Consider the following 26,929-nt stretch of genomic DNA (forward strand, 5'->3'; position numbering starts at 1 on the left):
CCCCTGTGGGGGCAGCGCGCTCAGTTGCGCGCTTCGGCCTGCGGCATCTCGATCTTGACTTCCAGGACCTCCAGCGAGTCCTGACGATCCAGATTGACCTTGATGTCCTTGGGGTTGATCTGAACGTATTTTGAAATCACCGCGATCAGTTCCTTCTGCATCTGCGGCAGGAAATCGGGCGCGTTGCGGCCGCTTCCGCGTTCGTTGATCAGAATGAGCTGCAGACGGTCCTTGGCGATGCTGGCCGAGGTTTTTTTCTGTCCGCGCAGGAAATCCAGAAACGACATGCTTATTTACCCCCGAACAGACGCTTGAACAGGCCTGGTTTTTCATAGTCCACGAAACGCAAGGGCTTTTCCTCGCCCAGATAGCGGGCGACCACGTCCTTGTAGGCCTGTGCGACGTCGGAGTCCCGGATATGGATGGCCGGGACCCCCTGGTTGGATGCTTGCAGCACGGTTTCCGATTCAGGGATCACGCCGATCAGGCGGATGCGCAGGATGTCCTCGATGTCGCTGAGGGACAGCATTTCGCCTTCGGCCACGCGTTTGGGGTTGTAGCGGGTCAGCAGCAGGTGTTCCTTGATCGGCTCGTCGCCCTGTTCGGCGCGACGGGACTTGGCTGACAGGATGCCCAGAATGCGGTCGGAGTCGCGCACCGAGGAGACCTCGGGATTGGTGACCACCAGCGCGTCATCGGCAAAATAGGATGCCATCACTGCGCCGGTCTCGATCCCGGCGGGCGAGTCGCAGACGATGTATTCGAAATCCATGGCGGCCAGGTCGGTCAGGACCTTTTCCACGCCGTCTCGCGTCAGGGCATCCTTGTCGCGCGTTTGCGACGCGGGCAGAACATACAGATTTTCCAGCTGCTTGTCGCGGATCAGCGCCTGGTGCAGTGTCGCCTCGCCCTGGATGACATTGACGAAATCATAGACGACGCGGCGTTCGCAACCCATGATCAGGTCCAGGTTGCGCAGGCCGACGTCGAAGTCGATCACGACCGTCTTGTGGCCGTGCATGGCCAGGCCGGCTGAGAAGCTCGCACTGGTGGTGGTCTTGCCCACCCCCCCCTTGCCGGAGGTGACTACAACGATGCGCGCCATGGTGACTGTATTCCCCTGTTCGAAAAATTCATGACATCGTAAAGCAAAAATCCCCTGGCAGGCCGACTTGCCGTCCAGGGAGCGTGTCTGGATGTGACCACGTATCCGGGCATGGGATCGATGCCGGTGGATGGTGGCGCACGAAGCGGCCGCCCGCTGCGGGCCGCCCGCTCAATGTCCCCCGCCCAGCAGGGCCCGGATGCGCAGCGTGTCGCCGTCCAGTTCGATCTGGGCGGGCCGGTTGTGCAGTGATTCGGGCAGCCGGGTCTCGACGACCCGGTAGACGCCGGCAATCGCCAGCAGTTCCGGATCGAGCTGGGTGGTCAGGATCATGGCGCGCGGATTGCCGCGCGCGCCGGCCATGGCCTTGCCGCGCAGCGGACCGTAGACGTGGATGTGTCCGTCGGCGATGACTTCGGCCCCCTGGCTGACCATTCCCATGACGATCAGGTCGCCGCCGCGCGCGTAGATGCGCTGGCCGGAGCGCAGCGGGTGACGGATCACCAGGGTCTCGGTTTGCGGTTCGGCGCTGGCGGAGGACGACGTCCTGTGCGTGTCGGCATCGTGGCCGGGGGCGGCCGGGTCGCCACTGCGGGCCGTCGGCTGTTGCGCGGGGGCTTGCGGCATGCTCGGTGGCTGGCTGTCGGTAGCCGGCGTGGCCGCGCGGCCTGGCGCTTGCCGGCCCGTGGAGATGTCCAGGGGAGCCAGGCCGGCCTGGTGGGCCGAAGCCTGCAAGGATTCGGGCGCCCGGACGCCGATGGGGTGCAGGTGATGGCGGCGCAGGGCTTCGGCCAGGGCCTGCCAGTCGGGCGCCTGATCCAGCTCCTGGGCGTCGAGCACCACCGGCTCATTCTCGTAGAAGGCCCCGGCTTCTTTCATGCGCTGATCCAGCGCCTGTGTCAGCTCAGCCGTGTCGGCCGTGTGCAGAACGGCCCGCAGGACATGGAGAGAGGCGCTTTTGAAATCCAGGGCGGCGGCGGTTTTGGCCATGGTTCAGACCCAGGTGTCGCGCAGCGTGACGGCGCGGTTGATCACGGGGCGCTCGGGCGTGGAGTCCTCACGATCCGCGACGAAATAGCCCAGGCGCTCGAATTGCCAGGTCGCGCCGGGCTCGGCCCGTGTGCCTGGTTCCAGCCAGCCGTTCACGATCTTGATGGAGTCGGGATTGATGGCTTGCAGGAAATCCCGGTCGCCGCCGTCCGGATGAGGTTCGGTGAACAGCCGGTCATACAGGCGGATCTCGGCGGGAACGGCATGGGCCGCGCTGACCCAGGTGACCGTGCCTTTGACCTTGACGGCATCGGCGCCCGGTGTGCCGCTGCGCGTGTCAGGCAGGTATTCGGCGTGGACCTCGACGATTTCACCCTGGGGGTTTTTGATGAACCCGGTACAGCGCACGACATAGCCGTATTTCAGCCGCACCAGGTTGCCCGGGAACAGGCGGAAATATTTTTTGGGCGGTTCTTCCCGGAAATCGTCGCGTTCGATCCAGAGTTCGCGTGTGAAGGGGAATGCGCGGCGGGCACCGTCCGGATCGTGCGGATTGAGCGGCGCGGAACAGGGCTCGGCGTGATTTTCCGGAAAGTTGGTGATGACGAGTTTGAGCGGATCGAGCACGGCCACGGCGCGGGGCGCGACAGGATCCAGATCGTCGCGCAGGGCCAACTCCAGGCTGCTGTAGTCGATTCGTGAGTCCGCCTTGGAGACCCCCAGGCGTTCGCAGAACAGGCGGATGGCGCCGGGCGTGTAGCCCCGGCGGCGCAGACCGGCCAGGGTCGGCAGGCGCGGATCGTCCCAGCCGTTGACATGGTTTTCCTCGACCAGCTGACGCAGCTTGCGCTTGCTGGTGACGACGTAGTTGAGGTTCAGGCGCGCGAATTCGTGCTGATGCGGCAGCGGTGCCGCCAGCTCACCCAGTTCGGCCAGGCGTTCCAGGATCCAGTCATAGAAGGGGCGCTGGTCCTCGAATTCGAGGGTGCAGATGCTGTGCGTGATGCCTTCCAGCGCGTCCTCGACCGGATGCGCCCAGGCGTACATGGGGTAGATGCACCAGGCATCGCCGGTCCGGTGGTGGGTCGCATGGCGGATGCGGTAGAGCACCGGGTCGCGCAGATTGATGTTGGGCGAGGCCATGTCGATGCGCGCGCGCAGGGCCATGCGGCCGTCCGGAAATTTGCCGGCGCGCATGTCGCGCAGCAGCGCCAGGGATTCGGCAGCGGGACGGTCGCGCCAGGGAGAATCGGTCCCCGGCTCGGTCAGCGTGCCGCGGGTGGCGCGCATTTCGTCGGCGGACTGCTCGTCCACATAGGCATGGCCGGCCTGAACGAGGGTCTCGGCGCAGCGGTACAGGGTCTCGAAATAGTCGCTGGCATAGAAACAGTGTTCCACGCCGTGTTGCGTCCAGTCGAAGCCCAGCCAGCGCACCATCTCGATGATGGCGTGGACGTATTCGTTTTCTTCTTTTTCGGGGTTGGTGTCGTCGAAGCGCAGGTGGCAGATGCCTTGGTAATCGCGCGCCAGGCCAAAATTCAGGCAGATGCTCTTGGCATGGCCGATATGCAAGTAGCCGTTGGGCTCGGGCGGAAAGCGGGTGCGGATGCGGGCGGGATCGGGCGCGCCAGCCCGGCGGACCTCCGCCGGGCTGGGCGGAAGCGCCCATTGCCTGTCCTGGTAGCGACCGGATTTCAGGTCGTTGTCGATGAGAGTGCGCAGGAAATTCGAGGCAGGCGCGGAATCGGTGGTCATGGTGCGGGGGTGGACTGGCCTCTGGGGCTGTTATGGGCAAAAGGATGAACCCGTCATTTTGCCATGCTCGTCCAGGGCGGGGAAACGCGCTCCGACATGCAAAGTGGGCTCATCTATACGGGGGTTCAGATAAACTAGCGCACATTATGACGCAAACCGCATGGGTTCTGTCGCTTTCCCAGTTTTACCTGAGCTTGGGATTCGGACTGTTTTTCCTGGCGCTTGAACTGGGGCTGGCCTGGATTTTGTTCGGCTTTCGCCTGTTCGCCGGCCGCAGCCAGGCGGCGTTGCTCGCCTATCGTTTCTGGGTGCGGGTGTTCGCCCTGTCCCTGATCCTCGGGTTTGCCGCCAGCCTGCCGCTGCTGCTGCAGTTGGGTACGCTGTGGCCGGGCTTCATGGATCGAGCCGGAGAGGTCGCGGGCCCGCTGGTGGGCATGGCGGTGCTGACGGCTTTCATCTTCAAATCCTGCTTTCTGGGCGCCATGCTGTATGGACAGCGTTCTCTGTCCGACCGGATGCATGCGCTGATCGTGGGCGCGGTGGCCGTGGGCACGTCGCTCACGGTCTGGTGGATCATGGTGTTGCTGGCCTGGCTGCAGTGGCCGGTTGGCGCGGTCCTGAACGAAGGCCGCTACCAGGTGGCGCACTGGCTGGATATGCTGGGCGGGATCGCGCCCGTGCTGTTCGGGGTGATGCTGGTCGGTGGCCTGCTGCTCGTGGCGACGCTGATGCTGGCCGTGACCGCCTTGCGCACCCGGGACCGTCCCAGCGATGCGGGGGATCGCATCGTCTACGCCTGGGGGCTGCGGCTGGTGCTGCTGTCCCTGATCGTGCAGGCGCTCCTGGTTGCCGTGCTGGGGCGCCAGTTGCTGCCGCTGCAGCCGGCGCGTGTCGCCGCTGTCGTGCCGCAATGGAACAGTGGTCCGCCCGAGCGTCCATCCCTGGAACTCTGGCCCGCTGACGCCCGGGGCGGCGAGGCGTGGCGATCGACGCAGCTCTCGGACTGGCCGGACTGGGCAGGGTTGCCGGCGGCTGGCCCGCTGCGGGGATTGAACGATCTGAAGGGCATGCATCCTCCTTTGCTGATCACCTACCTGTCGGCGCGGTTGGCCGTTGTGTTGACCGGCGTGCTGGCCTTGCTGGCCGGCCGGGCATGGTGGCGAGGGCGTCGTCTGGGCTACGAGCCCGACAACCTGTCGCGCGCCGGGCGCATCGGCTTGCGCGCGCTGGCCTGGCTGGCCGTGCTCCTGCAGGTGACGGGCTGGGGACACCTGCTGGTCGGCAATCTGCCGTATGCCATTCAAGGCACGGTCTCGCTGCGTGAGATCGGCACGGATACGGGCGAGGCGGCTCTTGCCGCCGTTCTGGGCCTGCAACTCGTGGTCTATGGTGCGCTGGCCACGGGCTTTTATCAGCTGCTGCGACACACCACCCGCTTTGGCGTGGTGCCGGTGGCCCGTCGTCGGGGGCGCGCATGATCGATTCTCTGGCAGCCTTGCTGGGCCTGGGCGCCCAGGATCCGGCCTTCTGGATCCCCCTGGCGCTGATGATCGTGTTTTTCGGCATCCTCATGGCCGGCGTGCTGCTCGATGGTTTCGACATCGGTGTGGGCTGTGTGTCCCTGGTGGCGCCGTCCGCCCTGCGGCCGCGCATGCTGTCCTTGCTGAGCCCCTGGCGCGATGCCAATGAATTCTGGATATTCCTCGGCGTCGGCCTGTTCGCGGTGGCTTTTCCCCTAGCCTGGCCCCAGACCCTGGGACGCCTGTATCTGCCGCTGTCGTTGCTGGCCCTGGGCACGATGCTGCGCTCCGTGTGCTTTGAATGGCGTCTGCGGGCGCCTGCTGCGCATCAAGGACGCTGGCAGTTCGGCTTCGGCGTGGGCGCCGTGTTGGTCGCGTTTTCCCATGGCTTCATCCTGGCGCGGGTGGCGGTGGCGTATCAGCCGGGCGGGGGCTACACGGGCTTCGCGATCCTGATGGGCGGCTGCGCCGTGGCGGTGTACAGCCTGCTGGGCGCGGCCTGGCTGATGATGCGCGAGGCGGGCGAACTGCGCGTGCGCGCCGTGAGCTGGGCCCGGCGCACGTTGCGGTGGGGGGCCGTGGGCACTGTGGGGGTGTCGGTCGTGCTGGATTTTTCCAATGCCGGGGTCTTCCTGAAATGGGGCGATGGCCTGCACTGGCTGGCGGTCGCGCTGGTCTGGGGCACGCTGCTGGTGTGCTTCGTGGTGACGGAAATGACACTGCAGCGGATGATCAACCACAGCTACCGCGCTTCGGCGCTGCCCTATGCGCTCGTCATGACCATTGTCCTGATCATGCTGGGCGGTCTCGCCTACAGCTTCTTCCCCTACCTGGTGCTCGACGAGATCACGTTATGGGATGCTGCCGCGCCGGTGGCCACGCTGCGTCTGGCCCTGTCGGCCACCGTGATCGCATTGCCGGTGGCGCTGATCTTCAATTTCTGGGTGTACTGGCGCATGCTGGGACGTTCCCGCCCCCCCAGCCCTCCGGACTTCAGGCCCTAGGCGATGCCCGGGCCGGATCTGCATCTGCGGGCGGATGGCGCGGTTGCCGTGCTGTGCTGGGCGGCCCTGGCCGGTGTGGGCGGCGCGGTGGTGACGATCGCCTTTCATGCCGGCATCCAGGCGATCCAGTGGCTGTTCGCCGGACACTCGGGGGCCATCACCCAGGTGATGCGAGAACTGCCCTGGTGGCTGCGGCTCATGACGCCGGTCGTCGGCGGCCTGTGCGCGGGCGGATTGCTCGTGGCAGCCCGCCGCGTTTCGCGTGACGCGCATTCCGATTACATGGAGGCCGTGGCCATCGGGGATGGGCGGATGTCCGTGCGCCAGGGGGTCTTGCGGTCTTTGTCTTCGCTGTGCACGGTCGCCACGGGAGGCTCCATTGGTCGCGAGGGCGCGATGGTGCACCTGGCCGCCCTGTGGGCGTCCGTCCTGGGGCGGTTGCTGCGCGCCGGCACGGCGCGCCTGCGCTTGCTGGTGGCCTGTGGCGCGGCGGCCGGGGTGTCCGCCGCCTATGGCGCCCCGATTGCCGGCGCGGTCTTCGTGGGCGAGATCATTCTCGGCTCCATGTCCTTCCAGAATTTCGGTCCGCTGCTGGTGGCGGCCGCCGTGTCGAATCTGGTCATGCGGCTCAGCGGCCATTACATGGCGCTTTATGCCATGCCGGATCTCGAGGCCGTCTCGGCCGATCTGCTGTTGCCCAGCCTGGCCCTGGGCATTCTGGCCGGTGTGGGGGCGCCCCAGTTTCTGCGCTGCATTCATGGGGTGAAATCGCTGTTCGGCCGCACCGGCCTGCCGCTGCCCTTGCGTCTGACCCTGGGCGGTTTGCTGCTGGGCGGCGTGCTGGTCTTCATGCCGCAGATGGCAGGCAATGGCTACAGCGTGGTGACGTCCCTGCTGCACCAGCCCCAGGCATGGCAGGTCGTGCTGTCGATTCTGTTGCTCAAGGTGCTGGCGACGGCGCTGACGGCAGGGTCGGGCGCCGTGGGCGGGGTGTTCACCCCGACCCTGTTCGTCGGCGCGGCCCTGGGCACCTTGTTCGCCCAGGGACTGGGGGTCGTCTGGCCCACGCTGGCCGGTCATGGAGCCGTCCTGGCGCTGGTGGGCATGGGCGCTTTTCTGGCCGCGGCGACCAGCGCGCCTTTCATGGCGATCCTGATGATTTTCGAGATGACGCTCAGCTACCAGATGGTGCTGCCGCTGGTGCTGGCCTGCGTGGCGGCGTATTTCGTGTCGCGCGGCCTGGCTCAGGCGGTGATGTACCAGGTGACCCTGCATCATGAGGACAATCAGGAGCTGCGCCAGGAGCTGCGCCATGCCCGGCTGGACAGCCTGATGCGGCCGGCCGAAACCGTGATCCGCACCGATGCGCCGGTGCGGCGCGCGCAGGAGATGTTCCTGGACTACCCGGTCAAATATCTGTATGTGACCGACGCCGAGGGGGCCTGGCAGGGGGTGATTGCCCAGCAGGACCTGACCCGCATGATGCTGGCCGAGACCGACGTGCAATCCAAGACCTGCGGGGAGGTGCTGCGCCTGGAGTTCGTCAAGCCCCTGTATCCCGACCTGAGTCTGGACGAGGCCCAGTCGCAGTTCAGCGCCTTTCAGGGGGAACGGCTGCCGGTGATCAGTCGTGACCGGCCCGCCCGGCTGCTGGGGGTGGTCTACAAATCCGACCTGCTGGAGCGCTATTCGCAATTGAAGCGCGCACTGGACGGGGAAGCGGATTTTGTGCTGTCGCCGCGCCGGGGACGGTCGTGATGGCCGGCGGCATGATGGTGATGGCATAATCCCGATACTGGATATCAACACAGTCTTTTCATGGCCATCCAAGCAGATTCCCTCTCGGCTCGTCCGCCCGAACCCCGTCTGGTGACGCCGGATGTGGCTTCGCGCGCCGAGGACTCCGTCGAACGCGCCCTGCGGCCCAGGTCCCTGGGGGACTACGTCGGCCAGCAGCGGGTGCGCGAACAGCTCGACATCTTCATCGCGGCGGCCCGGCAGCGCGGCGAATCCCTGGATCACGTGCTGTTGTTCGGCCCGCCGGGCCTGGGCAAGACCACGCTGGCGCACATCGTGGCCCATGAGATGGGCGTGCAGTTGCGTCAGACTTCCGGCCCGGTGCTGGAGCGCCCCGGCGACCTGGCCGCCATGCTGACCAATCTCGAGCGCAACGACGTCCTGTTCATCGACGAGATCCATCGCCTGTCTCCGGTCGTCGAGGAAATCCTCTATCCCGCGCTGGAGGATTTCCAGATCGACATCCTGATCGGCGAGGGGCCCGCCGCCCGCAGCGTCAAGATCGATCTGCAGCCCTTCACCCTGGTGGGGGCGACCACCCGCGCCGGCATGCTGACCAATCCTCTGCGCGACCGGTTCGGCATCGTCTCGCGGCTGGAGTTCTATTCGGCCGACGAACTGGCTCATATCGTGCGGCGCAGCGCCGGGCTGCTGGGGGCGGATGCCACCGATGACGGCGCGGCCGAAATCGCCCGTCGTTCGCGCGGCACGCCGCGTATCGCCAACCGGCTGCTGCGCCGGGTACGCGATTACGCCGATGTGCGGGCGGGCGGGCGCATCGACACCGGCACGGCGCAGGCGGCGCTGGCCATGCTCGAGGTGGATCCCCAGGGGCTTGACCTGATGGATCGCAAGCTGCTCGAGGCCATCGTCCACAAATTCGACGGCGGCCCCGTGGGCGTGGACAGTCTGGCCGCCGCCATTGGCGAGGAGCGCGACACCATCGAGGATGTCATCGAGCCCTACCTGATCCAGCACGGTTACTTGCAGCGCACCCCGCGCGGCCGCATGGCCACGCGTCGCTGCTGGCAGCACCTGGGGCTGAAGGCCCCTGCGGCCGGGGGTGGCGAACCGGAGCTGTTCTAGGCCGCCCGCGCGAGGGCCGCCGCATGCGTGCCTCGAGGATTCAGCCCGCCAGCCGTTGGCTCGCCCGTGTGCGGTGCGCGACAAGCTGGGCCAGGATCAGCAGCCCGCCGCCGGCCAGCGCAAAAATCCAGGTGTCCTGGCCGTGATCGGCCACCCAGGCCGCCGCGATCACGCCCACGGACTGCCCCAGGAACAGCACACAGGCGAACAGAGACATGGCCATCCCGCGCGCGCCAGGCGCCATCTGTGTGGCCTGGGTTTGCAGGGTGTTGTGCAGGCCGTAGAACCCGAAACCGGCCAGCGCGCAGGCCAGCGGGGTCAAGACCAGGCTGGGGGCATAGGCAAAAGACACGAAGCCCACGCACAGCAGCAGGCCGCCCAGGCGCGCCAGGCCGGGTTCGCCGAGGCGTTTGACCAGGCGCGCGGCCAGGCGCGCATAGACGAAGCCGCCGATGCCGTAACAGGCCGCGATGCCGCCCGCCATGGCCAGGGAGACGTCGTGGTGGCGTTGCAGGAGGCTGGGAATGAAGGCCAGGGCGCCAAAGGCCAGCGCGCCTTCGATGGTGGTCACGGTCAGGATCGAGCGGGCCGTGGACGAGGCCAGGATCTCTCGCAGCGCCTGTCGCGGGGGCAGCGCGGCTGTCGTCGATCGAGGCAGCCGCGCACCTGCGAGGGCGGTTCTCAGCAGCAGGCTGCCGGCTCCCAGGAAGGCCACCGCCAGCGCCATAAAGGTATAGCGCCAGTCGGCCCATTCGGCGATCAGGCCGCTGAGCCATTGCCCGGCCAGCACACCGGTCACGCTGGCGCTCACCAGGCGGGCCAGCGCGGTCTGGCGGGTTTCGTAGGGCACGTTGTCGCCGATCCACGCCATGGCCAGCGGAAAGATCCCGGCGGCGCTGGCGCCCGACAGGATACGGGCCGTGACCAGCCCGTCCAGACTCATGGCCGTGAAGGCGAGGCTGTTGCCGATGACGCAGGCCAGGGCGCACAGGGAGATGATCCGCAGCTTGCCGTAGCGGTCACCCAGCGGGCCGAAGCACAACTGGAAGATGCCGTAGGCAATGGCGAACGTGAACACGGTCCGGGCGGCCTCGCCGGTGCTGACGGAGAATTCCGCGCCGATCGCGGGCAGCAAGGTGTCGCAGGCCCGCATCGAGGCGATGCTGGCGAAACAGCAGGCGCTCAGCAGCCAGGTGGTGGCGGCTTGCGGGGCGGGATTCGGCGCGGAGGAGGCGGTATCGATAAGGATCGTCCTGGGCCATCGGGGTCTGACGACAAGTGACGCAGGCCCTGGCCGGACGGGCCTCAGTCGCGGATCTGGCCGACGCAGGCGATCACGTCGGGGCCGTAGGTTTCCAGCTTGCGTGCGCCCACGCCGCTGATGCTGGCCAGGGCATCCAGGCTGTCCGGATTGCGCAGGGCGATCTCGCGCAGCGTGGCATCATGAAAGATCACGTAAGCCGGTACATTATGCTCGCGCGCCGTGCGTCCGCGCCAGGCGCGCAAGTGCTCGAAGCGGGCCAGGGCGTCGGGCGGGAGGGCATCCAGCTGTGCTGCCGTGGTGGTGCGGTGACGGCTGGGCTTGACGCGTTTCGTGGCGACCGGACGCAGCATCAGGGTGCGTTCGCCCTTGAGCACGGCGCGGCTGGCATCGGTCAGCGCCAGCGTGCCGTAGCCTTCCAGATCGACGGTCAGCAGGCCCAGCGCCAGCGCCTGACGCAGAATGCCTCGCCAGGCGTCCACCGACAGATTTTCCCCCACGCCAAAGACACTGAGCGCATCGTGCCCGTGCTGTTTGACCCGATCCGTCATTTGGCCGCGCAGGATGTCGATCAGGTGGCCGCCGCCGAAACGCTGGCCGCGTTCGCGCCACAGGCGGTAGACGGCCGACAGCAGTTTCTGCATGGCGACCGTGCCATCCCAGGCGGCGGGAGGTTCCTGGCAGGTGTCGCAGTTGCCGCAGGGAGCGATGGCCTGTCCGAAATAAGCCAGCAGGTCCTGGCGCCGGCAGGTGACGGTCTCGCACAGGGCCAGCATGGCATCGAGCTGGTGTCTCTGGCGGCGCTGATGCAGGGAATTTCCCTCGGAATCATCGATCATGCGCCGCTGTTGCACCACGTCCTGCAGGCCATAGGCCAGCCAGGCATCCGCGGGCAGGCCGTCGCGGCCGGCGCGTCCGGTTTCCTGGTAGTAGCCCTCGATGGATTTGGGCAGGTCGATATGCGCGACGAAACGCACGTCGGGTTTGTTGACGCCCATGCCAAAGGCGATGGTGGCGACCATGACGACGCCGTCCTCGCGCAGGAACCGGGCCTGGTGTTCGGCGCGGGTCCGGGCATCCAGCCCGGCATGGTAGGGCAGGGCCGCAATGCCGTTGCGGGACAGGAATTCCGCCGTCTGTTCGACCCGCGAGCGCGACAGGGCGTAGACGATGCCGCATTCCCCGGCGTGCTCGGCGCGGATGAAGTCGAGCAACTGGCGCCGCACCTCGTGTTTTTCGATGATGCTGTAGCGGATGTTGGGTCGGTCGAAACTGGCAATGAAGTGCGGAGCCTCGTCCAGCGACAGGCAGGCGACGATGTCGGCGCGCGTGGCGGCTGTGGCCGTGGCGGTCAGGGCGACACGCGGCACGTCGGGCCAGCGCTCGGCCAGCAATTTCAGCTCCTGATATTCGGGGCGGAAGTCGTGGCCCCATTGCGATACGCAGTGGGCCTCATCGATGGCAAACAGGGCGATGCATCCGGCATTCAGCAGATCCAGGCAGCGTGGGGTCAGCAGGCGTTCCGGCGCGACGTACAGCAGATCCAGTTCGCCGCGCACGAAGGCCCGCTCGACTTCGCGGGCCTGTCCGAGGGTTTGCGACGAGTTCAGGAAGGCGGCGCGCACGCCGAGTTCCAGCAGGGCATCGACCTGGTCCTGCATCAGGGCGATCAGCGGCGAGATGACGATGCCCGTGCCCGGGCGCACCAGGGCGGGAATCTGGTAGCACAGCGACTTGCCGCCGCCCGTGGGCATCAGCACCAGAGCGTCGCTGCCGCCGATGATGTGCTCGATGATGGCCTGCTGTTCTCCCCGGAAGGCGTCATAGCCGAATACCTCGCGCAGGGCATCCAGGGCGGTGGCGTGGCGCGGCGGCTGCCCGGACGGTCGCGGGTCGGCGTGCCCGCGCCGGGCGGTGGGCGACGAGGTCGGCACGGGCTGGCCATCCTCGTCCCGGAAAGGGATCAGATCATCACCATGCATGGGGGACAGGCCTAGCCCCGCGCCAGGATCTTCAGCGCCTGACGGATGCCTTCGGACACATTCAGACCTTCGGGCAGCGCGGTCATGGCGCGGCGGGCTTCGGCGGCAGAATAGCCCAGGGCCTGAAGCGCATTGAGCACGTCGCTGCCGCTCGTGTCGGCCGGCGCGCCGCCCGGGCGTGTCGGCCCCGAGGCGGCGCCGAGTTTGTCGCGCAATTCCAGCAACAGGCGTTCGGCGGTCTTCTTGCCGATGCCGGGCACCTTGACCAGGCGGCCGGAGTCCTGCCGCTCGACCGCATCGGCCAGATCTTCCACGCTCAGGCCCGACAGCATGGCCAGGGCCGTGCGCGCGCCGATGCCGCTGACCTTGATCAGCGCCCGGAAGGCGCTGCGTTCGGCCGGCGTGGCAAAGCCGTAGAGCACATGCGCATCTTCGCGGATCGCCAGGTGGGTGTGCAGGGTCACGTTCTGCCCGACGGGGGGCAGCTTGTAGAGCGTGCTCATGGGCACGTCGATTTCGTAGCCCAGACCGCCCGTCTGGACGCAGACGGTGGGAGGGGACAGCTCGATCAGGGTTCCGGTGATGCGGCCGATCATGGCAGGCTCCGTCGTTCCGGGTGAATGCGGGCAGCGGACCGCATGAAAGAGAGAATGTTCATCAGGACACCAGGCGGCCGGTGCGCAGGCGTCGCCGGCCCGTGGTCAGGGTCTCCGGCGCCAACGTCTGCAGCCGTCCGGCCAGCGGGGCGCAGTGGGCATGGCAGATGGCGCAGGCCAGGGCATCGGCGGCATCGGCGGCGGGCTCGCCGTCGAGCGACAGCAGGTGGCGCACCATGGTCTGGATCTGCTCCTTGGAGGCGCGACCGGTGCCGACCACGGCTTTCTTGATCTGCAATGCAGTGTATTCATGGACGTCCAGGCCGCAATCAGCCAGGGCGCACAGGGCGGCGCCGCGGGCCTGGCCCAGCAGCAGGGTCGAGGCGGGATTGGCGTTGAGGAAGACTTTTTCTAGCGCCGCCTGATCCGGCCGCGCATCGCGGGCGACTTCGCGCAGATTGTCCAGAATGACCTTGAGGCGTCCATGCAGGGGCAGGGCGGGCGGCACGACGATCGTGCCGCTGGCCACGTAACGCAGCCGCGCTCCCTGGGCTTCGATGACGCCGAAACCCGTGCGCCTGAGCCCTGGATCGACCCCCAGAATGATCATGGCTGTCCCGGGCTCAGTGACGGAAATGACGCGTGCCGGTGAAGACCATGGCGATGCCGCGCTCATCGGCGGCCGCGATGACTTCATCATCCCGGATGCTGCCGCCCGGCTGGATGACGCAGGTCGCGCCAGCGTCGGCCACCACGTCCAGACCGTCCCGGAACGGGAAGAAGGCGTCCGATGCGACGGCGGAACCCCGCAGCGTCAGGCCGGCCTTTTCGGCCTTGATGGAGGCGATGCGGGCCGAGTCGATGCGGCTCATCTGGCCGGCGCCCACGCCCAGGGTCATGCCCTGGCCGCAGAACACGATGGCATTGGACTTGACGAACTGAGCGACGTTCCAGGCGAACAGCAGGTCGCGCATCTGCTCTGCGCTGGGTGTCAGTCGTGTGACGACGCGCACATCGGCTTCGGTGGCCTGCAGATGGTCCGGGTCCTGCGCCAGCCAGCCGCCGCCGACGCGCTTCAGGTCGAAGGGGTTGTGAGCGGCGCCCAGCGGGACTTCGAGCACGCGGACGTTTTTCTTGGCGGCCAGCAGGTTCAGCGCGGCGCCGGTGTAGGCGGGCGCGATCAGGACTTCCAGGAATTGCTCGCTCACGGCCTGCGCGGCGGCCTCGTCGACCGTGGTGTTGAAGGCGATGATGCCGCCGAAGGCCGACGTCGGGTCGGTCCTGAAGGCCTGACGATAGGCCGCCAGGGCATCGGCGCCCAGGGCCACGCCGCAAGGGTTGGCGTGCTTGACGATGACGCAGGCGCCCGTCTGGAAGCTGCGCACGCATTCCCAGGCCGCGTCGGCATCGGCGATGTTGTTGTAGGACAGTTCCTTGCCCTGGATCTGGCGGTAGCCCGCCAGCAGGCCCTTGCCCACCCGCATGTCGCGATAGAAGGCGGCACCCTGGTGCGGGTTTTCGCCGTAGCGCAAGGGCTGTTCGCGGTGCATCTGCACGGTCAGCACACGCGGCCATGCCTCGCGTTGCGGCACCTCGGCGGGCGCGGGTTCGCGCGTCGCCAGGCTGCTGAGATAGCTGGCAATGGCGCCGTCATAGGCGGCGGTGTGGGCGTAGACCTTGGCGGCCAGTTCCAGACGCAGACCATAGGACGGCAGTCCGGCCGGGCTGTCCAGGTCGGCCAGGACGCGGGGATAGTCGGCTGGATCGATCACGACGGTGACACCACCACCATCGGGCGATCCGTGGTTCTTTGCCGCCGAGCGCAACATGGCCGGGCCGCCGATGTCGATGTTTTCGATGGCGTCGGCCAGGATGCAGTCGGGCCGTGCGATGGTCTGCTGGAAGGGATACAGATTGACCACCAGCAGATCGATGGGCGGGATGTCCTGTTCTTCCAGCGTGCGCAGGTGGGCTGGATCGTCGCGGCGTGCCAGCAGGCCGCCGTGGATGCGTGGATGCAGGGTCTTGACCCGGCCGTCCAGGATTTCCGGTGAACCGGTGTGGTTGGCGACTTCGGTGACCTGGAGGCCGGCGTCGGCCAGCAGGCGGGCGGTGCCCCCTGTCGACAGGAGGGCGACGCCGCGCTGGGTGAGGGCCTGGGCGAATTCGACGATGCCCGATTTATCGGACACAGAGATCAGAGCGGTCTTGAGGGTCATCTCGGCAATGGTGAAAGAAAGGAGAAGAGGAGGGCGTGAAACAGTGGCATCCGGGATCTGTCCGCGCGATTCGATAGGCCGGGTGTATGCCGTGTGGACACGTGCTACGCCTGGATCTGGTGCGCCTGGAGTTTTTTGCGCAGGGTGCCGCGCGTGATGCCGAGCATGTCGGCCGCGCGTGTCTGGTTGCCCCCGGTGCGCTCCAGCGCGACTTCCAGGACGGTACGCTCGACGCACAGGCCGACCATGGACAGCATGTCGTGCGGGGTGGCGTCGCCCAGATCCTCGAAATAGCGTTCGAGCTGTTCGCGGACGGCGTGTTCCAGGGGGGTGGTGGTACTCATGTCGGGTCGATCGGAAAATCAATGATGAAAAGGCGTGGTCTCCAGGACCGCATCCGCAGGGCGTTCGTCGAACCAGCGCCGCAGGGCGTCCGATTGTAGCGCCGTGCTGTCGAGCGCCATGATGCGTGGCAACAGCGTGTCTGCGTCCGGCAGGTTCGCCAGATACCAGCCGATGTGCTTGCGGACGCTGCGCACACCGGTGCGTTCGCCATAGAAAGCATAGTGGTCGTCCAGGTGGCCCAGCAAATGTTCGCGCAGTTCGCCATAGGTAGGCGGTGGCAGGCGGGTCCCATGCGCCAGGTAATGGGCGATCTCGCGAAAGATCCAGGGCCGCCCCTGGGCGGCACGGCCGACCATGATGGCGTCGGCTCCAGTGTAATCCAGGACGAGGCGGGCCTTTTCCGGGGAATCGATGTCGCCGTTGGCGATCAGCGGAATGCGGATCGCCTGGCGGACTTCGCGCAGGGTGTCATATTCTGCCTGCCCGGTGTACAGGTCGCAGCGGGTGCGCCCGTGCAGCGTCAGGGCGGCAATGCCGCAGTCCTCCGCCAGCCGGGCGATGCGCACGGCGTTGCGGGTGTTGCGGTCCCAGCCCGTGCGGGTCTTCAGTGTTACCGGCACGTCCAGTGGTGCGCAGGCCGACACCACGCGATCCAGAATGCGGGCCACCAGATTCTCGTCGCGCAGAAGAGCCGAGCCGGATGCGACGTTGCAGACTTTTTTGGCCGGGCAGCCCATGTTGATGTCGATGATGCGCGCACCCTTGCGCACGTTGAACACGGCGGCCTCGGCCAGCATGTCGGGGTCGGCTCCGGCGATCTGCACCGCCACGGGGTCGGGTTCGCCGTCGTGGTTCAGGCGGCGCGAGGTCTTGACGCTGTCCCACAGGCGGGGGTTGCTGGCGGCCATTTCCGAGACAGCATAGGCAGCCCCCAGCGCCTTGCACAGGCGCCGATAGGGGCGGTCGGTGACCCCCGCCATGGGAGCCACGCAGACGGGGTGGGACAGGGTCCAGGATCCGATGCGCATGCCTGGCATTGTAGGCCCGTCCGGCCCCGGGGCATGCCTATCGGCGCTGGCCTTGCAGCAGATGACGGGCCAGGGGCTTGCGCAGCGCCGGCAGCAGATCCAGGGCGGCCAGCCCCAGGCCGCAGGCATGACGTGCCAGCGGGTTGGCTGTGGCGAAGATGCGTGGCAGGGTATCGGTGACCGCCAGGGTCAGTGTCCGATCCGCCCGGCGGCGGCGGGCATGCTGTTCCAGCAACGGCTGGATCGGGGTGTCCGGCGTCGCCAGCCAGGGTTGCAGCGCCTGAACCAATTGGGCCGCGTCCCGCAGGCCGAGATTCAGCCCCTGGCCCGCGACCGGATGCAGGGTCTGGGCGGCGTTGCCCACGGCCACCAGTCCCGGGCCCGGCAGACTGGGCCCGGCATGCAGGGACAAGGGAAAGGCATGGGCTGCGTCCATCCGCCGCAAGCGACCCAGGCGCTGACCGAAGGCCGCCTGCAGGGCCGCGTCGAATGTCGTGTCGGTCAGGCCGCACAGCGCCTGGGCGCGGTCGGGCGGCACACACCAGACCAGGCTGTAAAGCGCGTCGCCGGCGGGATGCGGCAGCAGGGCCAGCGGCCCGGTGCGGGTGAAGCGCTCGAAAGCGCGTCCCGGGACCGGGGCGGCGGCATGCACAGTGGCCAGCACGGCGTGCTGGCCGTATTCGCGGCGCAGGCCCACAGGCTGAGCGCCGTCGGACAGCAGGGCCAGGCGCGCCGTGCAGGGGCCTTGCGCCAGCCGCAGTTGCACGGGCGAGCCCGCCAGTGGCCGTGGCGGCCGTTCCGTCAGCAGGGTGATGCCGGTGCGACGGACGGCGGCGTGCAAGGTGTCGAGCAGGTCGTCATAGGCTGTCACGCAGCCCAGCCGGGGGACCCCCAGTTCGGCCTGGTCGATCAGGGTGCGCCCCAGGTGACCCGCTTGGGATACGTGCACGGTCAGGATGTCGGCGCTGCGTTCGGGCCAGGCGCCCAGCGTCTCCAGGAAGCGGCGACTGCCGTGGTTCAGCGCCAGGGCGCGCGGGTCGATGGTCTGGCCGGGCGGGCGCGGCGTCGGCTCCGGCCCCATCAGTGCGATGCGGGCGGGGTCAGGCGCCGCGCTTGCCAGGCCCAGGGCAAGTGCGCAGCCGACCGGGCCGGAGCCCAGGATGGCGATGTCGTAGGTCGGAGAGGCCATGGAAGTTCGAACGGCGAAAAGAGTCATTTTAGAATGCTTTAAACTAGGGCGAGTTTTCGCTGATCGAGGGATTCCGTCGATCGGCATGAATGGGCTCTGATCGAATGTCATGACTTATCCTGGATGAATCGGCTCGTCATGGATGTGCTTGCCTGGCTGCAGCCTTGGGAATTTTCGCCTGCCCTGGTGCTGGCCCTCGTGGTGTCGGCATGGCTTTTCGTGCGTGGCTGCCGCGTCCACCATGTCGGGGCGGTGCGCAAGTGCCTGTTCTGGATCGGCTGGGTGACGTTGTACCTGTCCATGCACACGCAGTTGGACTACTACGCCGAGCGCATGTTCTTCATCCATCGCCTGCAGCATCTGGTGCTGCATCATCTGGGGCCGCTGCTGATCATGGGCGCCTACCCGGGCCAGGTCATGCGGGCCGGTCTGTCGCTGCCCTGGCGGGTCCGGCTGGCGGCGGCTCGCCGCACAAGGCCCGTGCGCGTGCTGGAGGCGCTGGCCACGCACCGCTACCTGATTCCCCTGCTGTTCCTGCTGATGGTGCTGGTCTGGCTCGAGCCGACTGTGCAGTTTTATTCCATGCTCGACTGGCGGCTGTACCGGCTCATGAACTGGTCGGTGGTCATCACCGGCTTGCTGTACTGGAATCTGATTCTGGATCGGCGGCCCCATCCGCCGGCAGCGATGTCGCCCGGAAGACGGATTCTTTCTCCGATTTTCACCATGGCGCCGCAGATGGTTGCCGGCGCCGTGATCGCGTTTTCCGAACACGACCTTTATCCTGTTTTCGACCTGTGCGGGCGTGCGCTGACGGATTTCAGCGCCGTCGACGATCAGGTGCTCGGGGGGTTGATCATGTGGGTGCCGGCAGGCCTGATCGAGACGTTTGGCCTGCTGGTGGCGTTGGGCACCCTGATGCGGCTGTCCGCGCGCAATCGTCTGCCGCCGCCACGACGCCGGCGCCAGGTCGCCCGGCATGCGGGGGTGGCTTGATGCGGGGATGGCTGTGGCCGGGGGTTTTTTCATGAGACGCTGGATGCGACGCGCGGGCGTGGGCCTGTGTCTGGCCGGTGCGCTGACAGCGGGCGCGTTGCCCTCCTGGAGCCAACCCGTCGGCCTGCCTTCGATGGGGGCCGCCTCGTCGGCGGAGCTGTCTCCGATCGTGGAACGCGCTCTGGGCCAGGCGATCATGGAGCAGGGCCGCCAGGATCCCACCTATGTCAATGACCTGGACATCAATCAGTATCTGACCATGCTCGGCCGGCGGCTGGCCGCCCGCGCACCGCAGGCCCTGACCCAGGACATCACGGTGTTTGCCGTGCGAGATCCTTCGATCAATGCCTTTGCCCTGCCGGGCGGCTTCATCGGCGTGCACAGCGGGCTGGTGGTCGGAGCGCAGAGCGAATCCGAGCTGGCCGGTGTGTTGGCGCACGAAATCGGTCACGTCATGCAGCGCCATATCGCCCGGGGCATCTCGCAGCAGTCCCAGGGGACGGGCATCATGGTGGCCGCCCTGATCGGGGCGTTGCTGGCGGCGTTGGCCGGACAGGGCGATCTCGCCATGGGGGTCGCCACTTTTGGGCAGGCGGCCGCGATCGATCAACAGCTCGGCTTTTCACGAAGCGCGGAGCAGGAGGCCGACCGGGCCGGGTTGCAGATGATGCGTCAGGCAGGCTTCGAGCCGCAGGGCATGCTGGCCATGTTCCGCCGCCTGATGAATGCTTCGCGTCTGAATGAAGGCTCGGGCGGCGGTTACGCGTCGACGCACCCGCTGTCCATTCAGCGCCTGTCGGATATCGAGAACCGGATCGAAGGCCAGCCGCCGGCGCCCGTGCGGCTCGATGCCGAATTCTGGTTCGTGCGGACCCGGCTGGCGCTGATCCAGGCACGGGACCATGCGGCCCGCCAGCGTTTGCAGCAGACACTGCACAGCGAGGCGCGCGAACTCAGGGGCGTTCGTCAGGCGGCGGCCCTGTACGGACTGGCTTCGCTGGCCCAGGCGGCGGGTGATCTGGCGGGCGCGCGCGCGCAACTGGCGCAGGCGCAGGCCGCCCAGGGCGCGCCGCAGCTGGACATGCTGGCGATCCAGCTGGCCGGTGTCCAGGGGGCGTCAGCCGCCGTGGAGGCCTCGGCGGCCGCCTGGAAGCGCTGGCCCCGCAGCCAGGGGGTCGCCGACGAGCGGGCCCGCGCCTTGCAGCGGGCCGGCAAGGACGAGGCCGCCGCGGCCTTTCTGCGGACCGTCACCAAGCAGTGGCCGGACATCCCTGAATTCCAGAAACTGCTGGCGACCAGTCTGCAGCGTATGGGGCGCAAGGTCGAGGCCAACGAAGCCATGGCGAGCTATTTCGAGCAGACCGGAGCCCTGCCCACCGCGGTCGAGCATCTGCAGCAGGCACGCGCCCAGTCGAAGGATTTCTACACGCAGTCACGGCTGGACATGCGCATCCGCGCCTTGCGCGCGCAGCTGGACAACCAGCGCGCGCTGCTGGAGCCATTCAAGCGCTAGGCGCGGGCCGGCGGCGACTCAGTTGCCGGCGCTGAAAAACTGCAGCAGCCGTGCGGGCAGCCAGCGCAGGTTGCCCGGAAACATGCCGGTGACGAAACCGGCATGCCCGCCCTGGGCCGGTTGATGCAACAGCACATCATCGGACGCATCATGCGAGCCCGGCAGCGAGGCTTCTGGCACGAAAGGATCGTTGCGAGCATTCAGCACCAGGGTGGGAGTGCGGATCGACGCCAGCAGCGGCAGGCTGGAGGCGCGTGTCCAGTAGTCCAGCGCATTGTGATAACCGTGCATGGGGGCGGTGTACAAATCGTCGAACTCGCGCAGCGTGCGCAGGTTCCGGGCGCGCGACACGTCCACCAGGCCGGGGAATTCGCGGGCCTTGTCGAAGATCTTGCGGCACATGCTGCGCAGGAAATAGCGGGAATATATCTGTCGTCCCCACAGGGTGTCCGACAGGCGTCCGCCGCACGCGGCCAGATCCATCGGCACGGAGATCGCGGCGGCGGCCCGCAGGCCATGCACAGGGGCGCCCGACTCGCCCAGCAGCCTGAGCAGCGCATTGCCACCCAGTGAAATGCCGGCGACATGCAGGCTGGCCCCGGGCAGCCGCGCGCGAACGTGACCGATGATGAAGTCGATCTCGGCCGAGTCGCCGCTGTAGTAGGCCCTCGCGAGGCGGTTGGGGACGCCCGAACAGCCGCGAAAGTGCGCCGCCGCCACGATCCAGCCGGCGGCCCGCAGGGCGTGCGCGATCGTCTGCATGTAGGGGCTCAGGCTGCTGCCTTCGAGGCCATGGAACAGTACCAGGGCGGGGCCGTCGCCCGCCAGGACGGCCTGATCGCCGTCTTCGATCCAGCGGTGCGCTGCGGTGCCCACCAGGCTGGATTCGTGCGGGGAGGCCTGGCCGTCTGGCCGCTGGTTGGGATTCAGGCCCGGCCCGCACCAGTCCAGGTCGACGAAATCGCCGTCCGGCGTGTCGACCCGTTCGCGCACGAAATGCAGGGTGGGGTGCTGGGCGCAGAAGGCCCCGTAAAGTGTCTGGACGTGTCCGCCCGGCAACCAGGCCGGTACGGGATACGGACCGGCATCGATGCGTGCGCTCATGTCGTCCGTCAGTGAAGGGTGCGGGAGGCGTCGGGGCGGTCGAACAGATCGGCCTCGCGGGGTGCGGGCGAGGCATGGTGCACGATCATCCGCCAGCCTTCCGGGCCTTTCTGGTAGATGTTGGTGGCGTAGAAATTCACGGTGTCCTTGCCACGTGGCGTATTCACGATGATCTGTTCGATCAGCACGTGGACGGCGCTCATCACCCCGGTCATGGCTTTGACCTGCGCCGGGAAGGCGCTGATCGGACCGCTGGTGAAAAGATGTTCCCAGGCTTCCCGGATGGCTCCGGGGCCGAGGGTTCGCAGACTGCCCGGGTGGATGCAGACCACGTCCTCGTCGTCGCTCCAGACGCGCATCATCTGCGCCGCATCCCCCTGGCGCATGGCCTCGTAGAAGGCGTATTCGGCCTCTTCGGGCGTGGGGAACATGGGCGTGGGTTCAGTGGCCATGCACCTTTTCGCCCTCGCGCAGGGCATAGCGGGTGCCGCAGTACTGGCAGCGGGCCACGTGATTCTTGACGACCTCGATGTAGATGCGCGGGTGCTGGCTCCAAAGCGGTGCTTTGGGGCCGGGGCAGTAGACCGGCAGGTCGGCGGCGCCGACTTCGACGATATCTTGGGAGTGGGCGGTTTCGGGCACGCTGCTCATGGTGTTTCCTGAAAAAGGCCGGACAGATCAGGGTCAGATCTTGGAGAGCCAGTGATGGTATTTGGGTGTCTTGCCGGCCACCGCGTCGAAGAAGGCTTTCTGGAGCCGGGCGGTGACTGGACCGCGTTCTCCGGCGCCGATCTGACGACCGTCGATCTCGCGGATCGGGGTGACCTCGGCGGCCGTGCCCGTAAAGAAAGCCTCGTCGGCGATATACAGGTCGTCGCGGGTCAGCCGGCGCGATTCCACCCGGAGACCCAGATCGGTCGCGATCTGGTGGATGGAGGCCCGGGTGATGCCGGTCAGGGCGCAAGCGATGTCAGGTTCGTAGACGACTCCGTCGCGCACGATGAACAGGTTCTCGCCGGAGCCTTCGGCCACGAAGCCCTGCGTGTCCAGCAGGATGGCCTCGTCATAGCCGTGGTCCAGCGCCTCGGCGTTGGCGAGGATGGAATTGGCGTAGGTGCTGGCGATTTTGGCGCGCGGCATGGTGACGTTGACGTGCTGTCGCGCGAACGAGGAAATCTTGACGCGGATGCCTTGCTTGAGGGCTTCTTCGCCGAGGTAGGCGCCCCAGGGCCAGGCGGCGATGGCCACGTGCACCGAGGCGCCTTTGGGCGAGACCCCCATTTTTTCGGAGCCGTAGAACACCAGCGGACGGATGTAGCAGGATTCCAGCTGGTTGCGGCGCACGACCTCGATCTGGGCTTCGGAGATCGCCTCGCGCGAGAAGGGGATCTTCATCTGGTAGATATGCGCTGAATTGAACAGGCGCTTGGTGTGGTCTTCCAGGCGGAAGATCGCCGTGCCGTGATCGGTGCGATAGGCGCGGACACCTTCGAAGACGGACAGGCCGTAGTGCAGCGAGTGCGTCAGCACATGCGTGGTCGCATCACGCCAGGGCACCAGTTTGCCGTCATACCAGATCACCCCATCTCGATCAGCCATGGACATCGACGTCTCCCGGAAATTGTCAGGGATTCATTGTACCAATTGCCCGGCTTGCAGCGATGCACGTTAAAATGGGGGGTTCATGAACGCGTGACCCCGGATTTCCGGGCGCCTGCGCACCCAATCCGACGAATGACCGATTCCACTTCCCAAGACTCCGCCACCGAAGCGCCCGTCCCCTTCGCCCAGTTCGGCCTGCACCCTGGCATCATGCAGGCCATCGAGGCCACCGGCTACGTTTCCGCCACGCCGATCCAGGCCAAGGCCATCCCCATCGCCATGTCCGGGCGCGATGTCATGGGGGCCGCCCAGACGGGCACGGGCAAGACCGCCGCGTTCTCCCTGCCGATCCTGCACCGGCTGATGCCGTTTGCCAACAGCAGCGCCTCGCCTGCGCGGCATCCCGTGCGCGCCCTGGTCCTGACGCCCACGCGCGAACTCGCCGACCAGGTGCATGCCAACGTCGCCCAGTACAGCCGGTTTGTGCCGCTGCGCACGGCGGTGGTGTTCGGCGGGGTGGATATCCGTCCGCAGCGCGATCTGCTGCGCCAGGGGTGCGAAATCCTGATTGCCACGCCGGGCCGTCTGCTCGATCACGTCGAGCAGCGCAATGTCAATCTCAGTCAGGTCGGCATTCTGGTGCTGGACGAGGCCGACCGCATGCTGGACATGGGCTTTCTGCCGGACCTGGATCGCATCATGCGGTTGCTGCCGCCGGGGCGCCAGGGGCTGTTGTTTTCCGCCACGTTCAGTCCCGAGATCCGCAAGCTCGGGCGCAGTTTCCTGCGCACCCCGGTCGAAGTCGAGGTCGCGCGGCCCAATGCCACGGCCGACACCGTCACCCAGATCGCCTATCCTCTCGAGGGCGACGCCAAGCGCCGGGCGGTGGTGCATCTGGTCAAATCCCGCCAGCTCAGTCAGGTCATCGTGTTTTCCAACACCAAGATCGGCTGCAGCCGTCTGGCCCGTCAGCTCGAACAGGATGGGGTGCGCGCCGAATCCATCCATGGCAACAAGACCCAGATCGAACGCATGAAGGCGCTGGACGCCTTCAAGGCCGGCACGCTCGAGGTGCTGGTGGCCACCGATGTGGCCGCGCGCGGCCTGGACGTGGCCGGCGTGCCTTGCGTGATCAACTACGACCTGCCGCGCAATGCCGAGGACTACGTGCATCGCATCGGCCGCACGGGCCGGGCCGGGGCCACGGGCGAGGCCATCGCGCTGTTCTCGCCTGATGAAGAGCGTTATCTGCAGGACATCGAAAAGCTCATCAAGACCCGGATCCCGCGAGGCGAGCTCGAATTGCCGCGCAACATCTCCCGTCGCCGTCCGGTTGGCGGCCATCGCGGGGCATCGGGCTGGCACGCGCCCGAGGCGCCGGTGGATGATTTTTTCACCAAGCCCTACGAACCCGCTGCAGCCGCGCCGCGTCCCGAGGCCGAGTCGCGCCCCGCCGTCGTGCCGTCGCGCCGGCCTGTCGGCGTGTTGCTGGGAGGAGGCAAATCCGCCTGATCTCCAGGCGTCCTTTACCCGCGCGCCAGCGTATCCAGGCTGCCGGGGCCGGCCGGCAGCACCGGCAGATCCGCCGCGCCGTCGAGCAGCCGCCGCACCTGTTCGGCGCGTGGCTGCACGGCGCCCCAGTAGCGCGTCCCCGCCCGATCCTGCACCAGAATCGTGGGAAAATTCTCGATATCCTCGTCACCCAGCCAGTCGGGGCTGTCCTCGACGTCCACCCACAGGAAAGTCCAGTCGGGATATTGTCCGGCCAGTTCTTCCAGCAGGGGACGCCAGGCATCGCAGGTGCGGCACCAGGCCGCGCAGTAACAGGCCACGCGGCGGCCTGTGTCCGTGGCCAGCCGTTGGCGCAGGTCATGCGGGTTGGCGTGTGGATCGAATACTTTCATGCAGACAGAAATCCCCTTCTTTGAATAAGATGATTGTATGGGTTTCCCGGAGATCGATCCGGGGCGCCCGTCGAACACATTTCCAGGATACTTTCGCCCCATGACGCATCAAGACCTCGCCTTGCGCAGCCCCCGCTCCACCGACGGCCTGTCGCTGGTCGGACAGGCGTTCCGCCGCGCCATCGCCAGCCAGTTGCATCCGCGCATGCTCGCGGCCCTGTTCATGCCTTTCGCGATCGCTTTTCTGGGCGCGGTGCTGCTGCTGTGGTTCTTCTGGCAGCCCCTGACCGGCTGGCTCGATCAGGAGGCCTCCACCTGGGGCCTGTTCAACACCGTCGATGGATGGCTCGTCGCCATCGGCCTGTTTTCTCTGAAATTGTGGCTGGTGCCGCTGCTGGCGGCGGGGCTGCTGCTGCCCATGGCCGGCATCCTGGGGCTGGTGATCGCCGCCGTGTTCGTCATGCCCATCGTGTTGCGTCACCTCGAACGCCGCGACTATCAGGGGCTGACCCGTCAGGGACGCAACACCACGGCGCTGGGGATCTGGAATGCGATCTGGGTCGGGACGCTGTTCTGCCTGGGCTGGCTGTTCACCATGCCGTTGTGGCTGATTCCCCCCATGGCGCTGATCCTGCCGGTGTTCTGGTGGGCCTTCGCCCTGAACATGATGCTGCGCGTGGATGCCATGATCGAGCATGCCAGTCCGACCGAGCGCCGGCTGTTGTGGCGGCGTCATAGCCGTCAGCTCTGGCTGATCGCGGCCGGGTTGGCCGTCGTCAACCTGATTCCGTTGTTCTGGCTGGTGATGCCCGTATTTTCGGCGCTGGTGTACGCTCACTTCTGCCTGGAGGCGATCCGCCGCCTGCGGGCCGAAATCACCATCGATCTCTGACCTGGAATCCCGATGAAGCCCTCCGATGCCCTCCATGATGCGGACTCATCCGGCCCGCACTCCGCTTGCAGGGCCGACAACAGCCCGGTTCCGCTGCAACCGCCGCGTGTGCGCCTGATCGCCATCGGCGACGAGATCCTGTCCGGGCGGCGACAGGACAAGCATTTTTCCCGGTTGATCGAGTTGTTGCAGGAACGCGGGCTGCGCTTGCATGCCGCCGAGTTCATTTCCGATGACGAGGACGACATCGTCGAATGTCTGAGCCGCAGTTTCGCCACGGCGGACATCGTGTTCTGTTGCGGCGGCATCGGCGCCACGCCGGACGACCGCACCCGTCAGGCGACCGCGCGCGCCCTGGGCGTGTCGCTGGCACTGCATCCGGAGGCGGCCCGCCTGATCGGCGAGCGGTGCGCCGAAATGGCCGCCAAGGGGCAGGGCAGCGCCGACATGTCCACGGTGGAAAACCAGCAGCGGCTCCAGATGGGCGTTTTCCCCGCCGGCTCGGAAATCATCCCGAACAGCTACAACAAGATTCCCGGTTTTTTCATCCGCGATCACAGCTTCATGCCGGGCTTTCCGGTGATGGCGCATGCCATGATGGCCTGGACCCTGGATACCCGTTATGCCCGCTGGCATCACTGCGAGTCCCGGGTCGAGCATTCCTTTCTGGTGTTCGGCCTGCCCGAGTCGCGCATTACGCCAGCGCTGGAGGCGCTGGAACAGCGTTGGCCGGGCATTCGCGCCTTCAGCCTGCCGAGTGTCGGCGATTCGGGTGGGCAGCCCCACATCGACCTGGGTGTCAAGGGCGCGCCCGAGGCCGCCGCCGAGGCGCTGGCATGGTTGCGCGCCGAGGTGCTGTCCCTGGGCGGACGGCTCGATCCGCCCGCCTGATGCCGCTGTCGGACCGCGCGCCCCGCAGGTTGCGTAACCATCGGAAAGATATCAGAAAATACTTGCCATGCGGTGTGTTTTTTCATAGTATGGAAAAATGGCGCGATGCAACAAATCGAACCCATGGCACCTCTTTCTCATTCTTCCTCA

The 26,929-nt window shown here is 66.9% G+C and carries 26 protein-coding genes; 9 read left to right on the forward strand and 17 right to left on the reverse strand.

Annotated features, from left to right (window positions below; genetic code table 11):
- Positions 1–20 precede the first annotated feature (20 nt).
- The 4 genes from minE to ACK5JE_RS00590 all read right to left on the reverse strand — a co-directional run bounded on the left by minE (position 21) and on the right by ACK5JE_RS00590 (position 3,850).
- Positions 21–287, reverse strand: a complete 267-nt coding sequence (gene minE, locus ACK5JE_RS00575) for a cell division topological specificity factor MinE (protein ID WP_416799774.1) — start codon at positions 285–287, stop codon at positions 21–23.
- Positions 288–289: 2 nt separating this feature from the next.
- Positions 290–1,105, reverse strand: coding sequence for a septum site-determining protein MinD (minD, locus tag ACK5JE_RS00580; protein WP_416799775.1), 816 nt, complete (start codon positions 1,103–1,105; stop codon positions 290–292).
- Between the two features lie 171 nt (positions 1,106–1,276).
- The gene (minC, locus tag ACK5JE_RS00585; RefSeq protein WP_416799776.1) at positions 1,277–2,095 is read right to left on the reverse strand and encodes a septum site-determining protein MinC; all 819 of its coding nucleotides are present in this window, start codon (positions 2,093–2,095) and stop codon (positions 1,277–1,279) included.
- Positions 2,096–2,098: 3 nt separating this feature from the next.
- On the reverse strand, positions 2,099–3,850 hold the full coding sequence (locus ACK5JE_RS00590; RefSeq protein ID WP_416799777.1) for a glutamine--tRNA ligase/YqeY domain fusion protein: 1,752 nt from the start codon (positions 3,848–3,850) through the stop codon (positions 2,099–2,101).
- Between the two features lie 146 nt (positions 3,851–3,996).
- Here ACK5JE_RS00590 and ACK5JE_RS00595 point away from each other — a divergent pair, with 146 nt between their 5' ends.
- The 4 genes from ACK5JE_RS00595 to ruvB are packed head-to-tail and all read left to right on the forward strand — an operon-like array spanning position 3,997 to position 9,257.
- A complete protein-coding gene (locus tag ACK5JE_RS00595) occupies positions 3,997–5,328 on the forward strand; it encodes a cytochrome ubiquinol oxidase subunit I (RefSeq protein WP_416799778.1) in 1,332 nt (443 codons plus the stop codon).
- Positions 5,325–6,374 (forward strand): cytochrome d ubiquinol oxidase subunit II, encoded by a 1,050-nt coding sequence (locus ACK5JE_RS00600; protein WP_416799779.1) that lies wholly within the window; start codon positions 5,325–5,327, stop codon positions 6,372–6,374. The genes ACK5JE_RS00595 and ACK5JE_RS00600 overlap by 4 nt, the downstream gene beginning before the upstream one ends.
- Before the next feature lie 3 nt (positions 6,375–6,377).
- Positions 6,378–8,132, forward strand: a complete 1,755-nt coding sequence (locus tag ACK5JE_RS00605) for a ClcB-like voltage-gated chloride channel protein (RefSeq protein WP_416799780.1) — start codon at positions 6,378–6,380, stop codon at positions 8,130–8,132.
- Between the two features lie 60 nt (positions 8,133–8,192).
- Positions 8,193–9,257, forward strand: a complete 1,065-nt coding sequence (gene ruvB / locus ACK5JE_RS00610) for a Holliday junction branch migration DNA helicase RuvB (protein ID WP_416799781.1) — start codon at positions 8,193–8,195, stop codon at positions 9,255–9,257.
- A gap of 40 nt (positions 9,258–9,297) precedes the next feature.
- On the opposite strand, the gene ACK5JE_RS00615 is transcribed toward ruvB, so the two are convergent.
- The 8 genes from ACK5JE_RS00615 to ACK5JE_RS00650 all read right to left on the reverse strand — a co-directional run bounded on the left by ACK5JE_RS00615 (position 9,298) and on the right by ACK5JE_RS00650 (position 17,877).
- Positions 9,298–10,587 (reverse strand): MFS transporter, encoded by a 1,290-nt coding sequence (locus tag ACK5JE_RS00615; protein ID WP_416799808.1) that lies wholly within the window; start codon positions 10,585–10,587, stop codon positions 9,298–9,300.
- Positions 10,563–12,500: a DNA helicase RecQ gene (gene recQ / locus ACK5JE_RS00620; RefSeq protein WP_416799782.1), complete on the reverse strand. Its 1,938-nt coding sequence runs from the start codon at positions 12,498–12,500 to the stop codon at positions 10,563–10,565. The genes ACK5JE_RS00615 and recQ overlap by 25 nt, the downstream gene beginning before the upstream one ends.
- Positions 12,501–12,511: 11 nt before the next feature.
- Complete coding sequence (ruvA, locus tag ACK5JE_RS00625) at positions 12,512–13,096, reverse strand: Holliday junction branch migration protein RuvA (RefSeq protein ID WP_416799783.1); 585 nt, start codon at positions 13,094–13,096, stop codon at positions 12,512–12,514.
- A 61-nt stretch (positions 13,097–13,157) separates the two neighbouring features.
- Positions 13,158–13,706, reverse strand: coding sequence for a crossover junction endodeoxyribonuclease RuvC (gene ruvC / locus ACK5JE_RS00630; RefSeq protein WP_416799784.1), 549 nt, complete (start codon positions 13,704–13,706; stop codon positions 13,158–13,160).
- A 13-nt stretch (positions 13,707–13,719) separates the two neighbouring features.
- Complete coding sequence (gene purH, locus ACK5JE_RS00635; protein ID WP_416799785.1) at positions 13,720–15,315, reverse strand: bifunctional phosphoribosylaminoimidazolecarboxamide formyltransferase/IMP cyclohydrolase; 1,596 nt, start codon at positions 15,313–15,315, stop codon at positions 13,720–13,722.
- Positions 15,316–15,419: 104 nt separating this feature from the next.
- Positions 15,420–15,659 carry a helix-turn-helix domain-containing protein gene (locus ACK5JE_RS00640; protein ID WP_416799786.1) on the reverse strand — a complete coding sequence of 80 codons (240 nt, stop codon included), beginning with the start codon at positions 15,657–15,659 and terminating at the stop codon, positions 15,420–15,422.
- An 18-nt stretch (positions 15,660–15,677) separates the two neighbouring features.
- On the reverse strand, positions 15,678–16,688 hold the full coding sequence (gene dusB, locus ACK5JE_RS00645; RefSeq protein ID WP_416799787.1) for a tRNA dihydrouridine synthase DusB: 1,011 nt from the start codon (positions 16,686–16,688) through the stop codon (positions 15,678–15,680).
- Positions 16,689–16,725: 37 nt separating this feature from the next.
- A complete protein-coding gene (locus ACK5JE_RS00650) occupies positions 16,726–17,877 on the reverse strand; it encodes a monooxygenase (protein WP_416799788.1) in 1,152 nt (383 codons plus the stop codon).
- 138 nt (positions 17,878–18,015) lie between these two features.
- Here ACK5JE_RS00650 and ACK5JE_RS00655 point away from each other — a divergent pair, with 138 nt between their 5' ends.
- Both ACK5JE_RS00655 and ACK5JE_RS00660 read left to right on the forward strand, forming a co-directional pair.
- Positions 18,016–18,873: a cytochrome c oxidase assembly protein gene (locus ACK5JE_RS00655; protein WP_416799809.1), complete on the forward strand. Its 858-nt coding sequence runs from the start codon at positions 18,016–18,018 to the stop codon at positions 18,871–18,873.
- 31 nt (positions 18,874–18,904) lie between these two features.
- Entirely contained in the window at positions 18,905–20,386 is a 1,482-nt protein-coding gene (locus ACK5JE_RS00660; protein WP_416799789.1) for a M48 family metalloprotease, read from the forward strand.
- Between the two features lie 18 nt (positions 20,387–20,404).
- On the opposite strand, the gene ACK5JE_RS00665 is transcribed toward ACK5JE_RS00660, so the two are convergent.
- The 4 genes from ACK5JE_RS00665 to ACK5JE_RS00680 are packed head-to-tail and all read right to left on the reverse strand — an operon-like array spanning position 20,405 to position 23,095.
- Entirely contained in the window at positions 20,405–21,490 is a 1,086-nt protein-coding gene (locus ACK5JE_RS00665; protein ID WP_416799790.1) for a YheT family hydrolase, read from the reverse strand.
- An 8-nt stretch (positions 21,491–21,498) separates the two neighbouring features.
- A complete protein-coding gene (locus ACK5JE_RS00670) occupies positions 21,499–21,942 on the reverse strand; it encodes a YybH family protein (protein ID WP_416799791.1) in 444 nt (147 codons plus the stop codon).
- The gene (locus tag ACK5JE_RS00675) at positions 21,932–22,141 is read right to left on the reverse strand and encodes a zinc-finger domain-containing protein (RefSeq protein ID WP_416799792.1); all 210 of its coding nucleotides are present in this window, start codon (positions 22,139–22,141) and stop codon (positions 21,932–21,934) included. The genes ACK5JE_RS00670 and ACK5JE_RS00675 overlap by 11 nt, the downstream gene beginning before the upstream one ends.
- Positions 22,142–22,174: 33 nt before the next feature.
- A complete protein-coding gene (locus tag ACK5JE_RS00680) occupies positions 22,175–23,095 on the reverse strand; it encodes a branched-chain amino acid transaminase (RefSeq protein WP_416799793.1) in 921 nt (306 codons plus the stop codon).
- 129 nt (positions 23,096–23,224) lie between these two features.
- On the opposite strand from ACK5JE_RS00680, the gene ACK5JE_RS00685 reads away from it, so the two are divergent.
- The gene (locus tag ACK5JE_RS00685) at positions 23,225–24,604 is read left to right on the forward strand and encodes a DEAD/DEAH box helicase (protein ID WP_416799794.1); all 1,380 of its coding nucleotides are present in this window, start codon (positions 23,225–23,227) and stop codon (positions 24,602–24,604) included.
- Positions 24,605–24,618: 14 nt separating this feature from the next.
- Here the strand turns inward: ACK5JE_RS00685 and ACK5JE_RS00690 are convergent, their stop codons facing one another.
- Complete coding sequence (locus ACK5JE_RS00690) at positions 24,619–24,996, reverse strand: thioredoxin family protein (RefSeq protein ID WP_416799795.1); 378 nt, start codon at positions 24,994–24,996, stop codon at positions 24,619–24,621.
- Between the two features lie 100 nt (positions 24,997–25,096).
- Here ACK5JE_RS00690 and ACK5JE_RS00695 point away from each other — a divergent pair, with 100 nt between their 5' ends.
- Entirely contained in the window at positions 25,097–25,888 is a 792-nt protein-coding gene (locus tag ACK5JE_RS00695; RefSeq protein WP_416799796.1) for an EI24 domain-containing protein, read from the forward strand.
- Positions 25,889–25,900: 12 nt separating this feature from the next.
- A complete protein-coding gene (locus ACK5JE_RS00700) occupies positions 25,901–26,779 on the forward strand; it encodes a competence/damage-inducible protein A (protein ID WP_416799797.1) in 879 nt (292 codons plus the stop codon).
- Positions 26,780–26,929 lie beyond the last annotated feature (150 nt).

Source organism: Castellaniella sp. (assembly GCF_047971665.1).
GTDB lineage: Bacteria > Pseudomonadota > Gammaproteobacteria > Burkholderiales > Burkholderiaceae_B > Castellaniella.

Coding starts and splice junctions, on each gene's coding strand:
- minE (WP_416799774.1), bottom strand. CDS start 287: ATGTCGTTTCTGGATTTCCTGCGCGGACAGAAAAAAACCTCGGCCAGC.
- minD (WP_416799775.1), bottom strand. CDS start 1,105: ATGGCGCGCATCGTTGTAGTCACCTCCGGCAAGGGGGGGGTGGGCAAG.
- minC (WP_416799776.1), bottom strand. CDS start 2,095: ATGGCCAAAACCGCCGCCGCCCTGGATTTCAAAAGCGCCTCTCTCCAT.
- ACK5JE_RS00590 (WP_416799777.1), bottom strand. CDS start 3,850: ATGACCACCGATTCCGCGCCTGCCTCGAATTTCCTGCGCACTCTCATC.
- ACK5JE_RS00595 (WP_416799778.1), top strand. CDS start 3,997: ATGACGCAAACCGCATGGGTTCTGTCGCTTTCCCAGTTTTACCTGAGC.
- ACK5JE_RS00600 (WP_416799779.1), top strand. CDS start 5,325: ATGATCGATTCTCTGGCAGCCTTGCTGGGCCTGGGCGCCCAGGATCCG.
- ACK5JE_RS00605 (WP_416799780.1), top strand. CDS start 6,378: ATGCCCGGGCCGGATCTGCATCTGCGGGCGGATGGCGCGGTTGCCGTG.
- ruvB (WP_416799781.1), top strand. CDS start 8,193: ATGGCCATCCAAGCAGATTCCCTCTCGGCTCGTCCGCCCGAACCCCGT.
- recQ (WP_416799782.1), bottom strand. CDS start 12,500: ATGCATGGTGATGATCTGATCCCTTTCCGGGACGAGGATGGCCAGCCC.
- ruvA (WP_416799783.1), bottom strand. CDS start 13,096: ATGATCGGCCGCATCACCGGAACCCTGATCGAGCTGTCCCCTCCCACC.
- ruvC (WP_416799784.1), bottom strand. CDS start 13,706: ATGATCATTCTGGGGGTCGATCCAGGGCTCAGGCGCACGGGTTTCGGC.
- purH (WP_416799785.1), bottom strand. CDS start 15,315: ATGACCCTCAAGACCGCTCTGATCTCTGTGTCCGATAAATCGGGCATC.
- ACK5JE_RS00640 (WP_416799786.1), bottom strand. CDS start 15,659: ATGAGTACCACCACCCCCCTGGAACACGCCGTCCGCGAACAGCTCGAA.
- dusB (WP_416799787.1), bottom strand. CDS start 16,688: ATGCGCATCGGATCCTGGACCCTGTCCCACCCCGTCTGCGTGGCTCCC.
- ACK5JE_RS00650 (WP_416799788.1), bottom strand. CDS start 17,877: ATGGCCTCTCCGACCTACGACATCGCCATCCTGGGCTCCGGCCCGGTC.
- ACK5JE_RS00655 (WP_416799809.1), top strand. CDS start 18,016: ATGGATGTGCTTGCCTGGCTGCAGCCTTGGGAATTTTCGCCTGCCCTG.
- ACK5JE_RS00660 (WP_416799789.1), top strand. CDS start 18,905: ATGAGACGCTGGATGCGACGCGCGGGCGTGGGCCTGTGTCTGGCCGGT.
- ACK5JE_RS00665 (WP_416799790.1), bottom strand. CDS start 21,490: ATGAGCGCACGCATCGATGCCGGTCCGTATCCCGTACCGGCCTGGTTG.
- ACK5JE_RS00670 (WP_416799791.1), bottom strand. CDS start 21,942: ATGGCCACTGAACCCACGCCCATGTTCCCCACGCCCGAAGAGGCCGAA.
- ACK5JE_RS00675 (WP_416799792.1), bottom strand. CDS start 22,141: ATGAGCAGCGTGCCCGAAACCGCCCACTCCCAAGATATCGTCGAAGTC.
- ACK5JE_RS00680 (WP_416799793.1), bottom strand. CDS start 23,095: ATGTCCATGGCTGATCGAGATGGGGTGATCTGGTATGACGGCAAACTG.
- ACK5JE_RS00685 (WP_416799794.1), top strand. CDS start 23,225: ATGACCGATTCCACTTCCCAAGACTCCGCCACCGAAGCGCCCGTCCCC.
- ACK5JE_RS00690 (WP_416799795.1), bottom strand. CDS start 24,996: ATGAAAGTATTCGATCCACACGCCAACCCGCATGACCTGCGCCAACGG.
- ACK5JE_RS00695 (WP_416799796.1), top strand. CDS start 25,097: ATGACGCATCAAGACCTCGCCTTGCGCAGCCCCCGCTCCACCGACGGC.
- ACK5JE_RS00700 (WP_416799797.1), top strand. CDS start 25,901: ATGAAGCCCTCCGATGCCCTCCATGATGCGGACTCATCCGGCCCGCAC.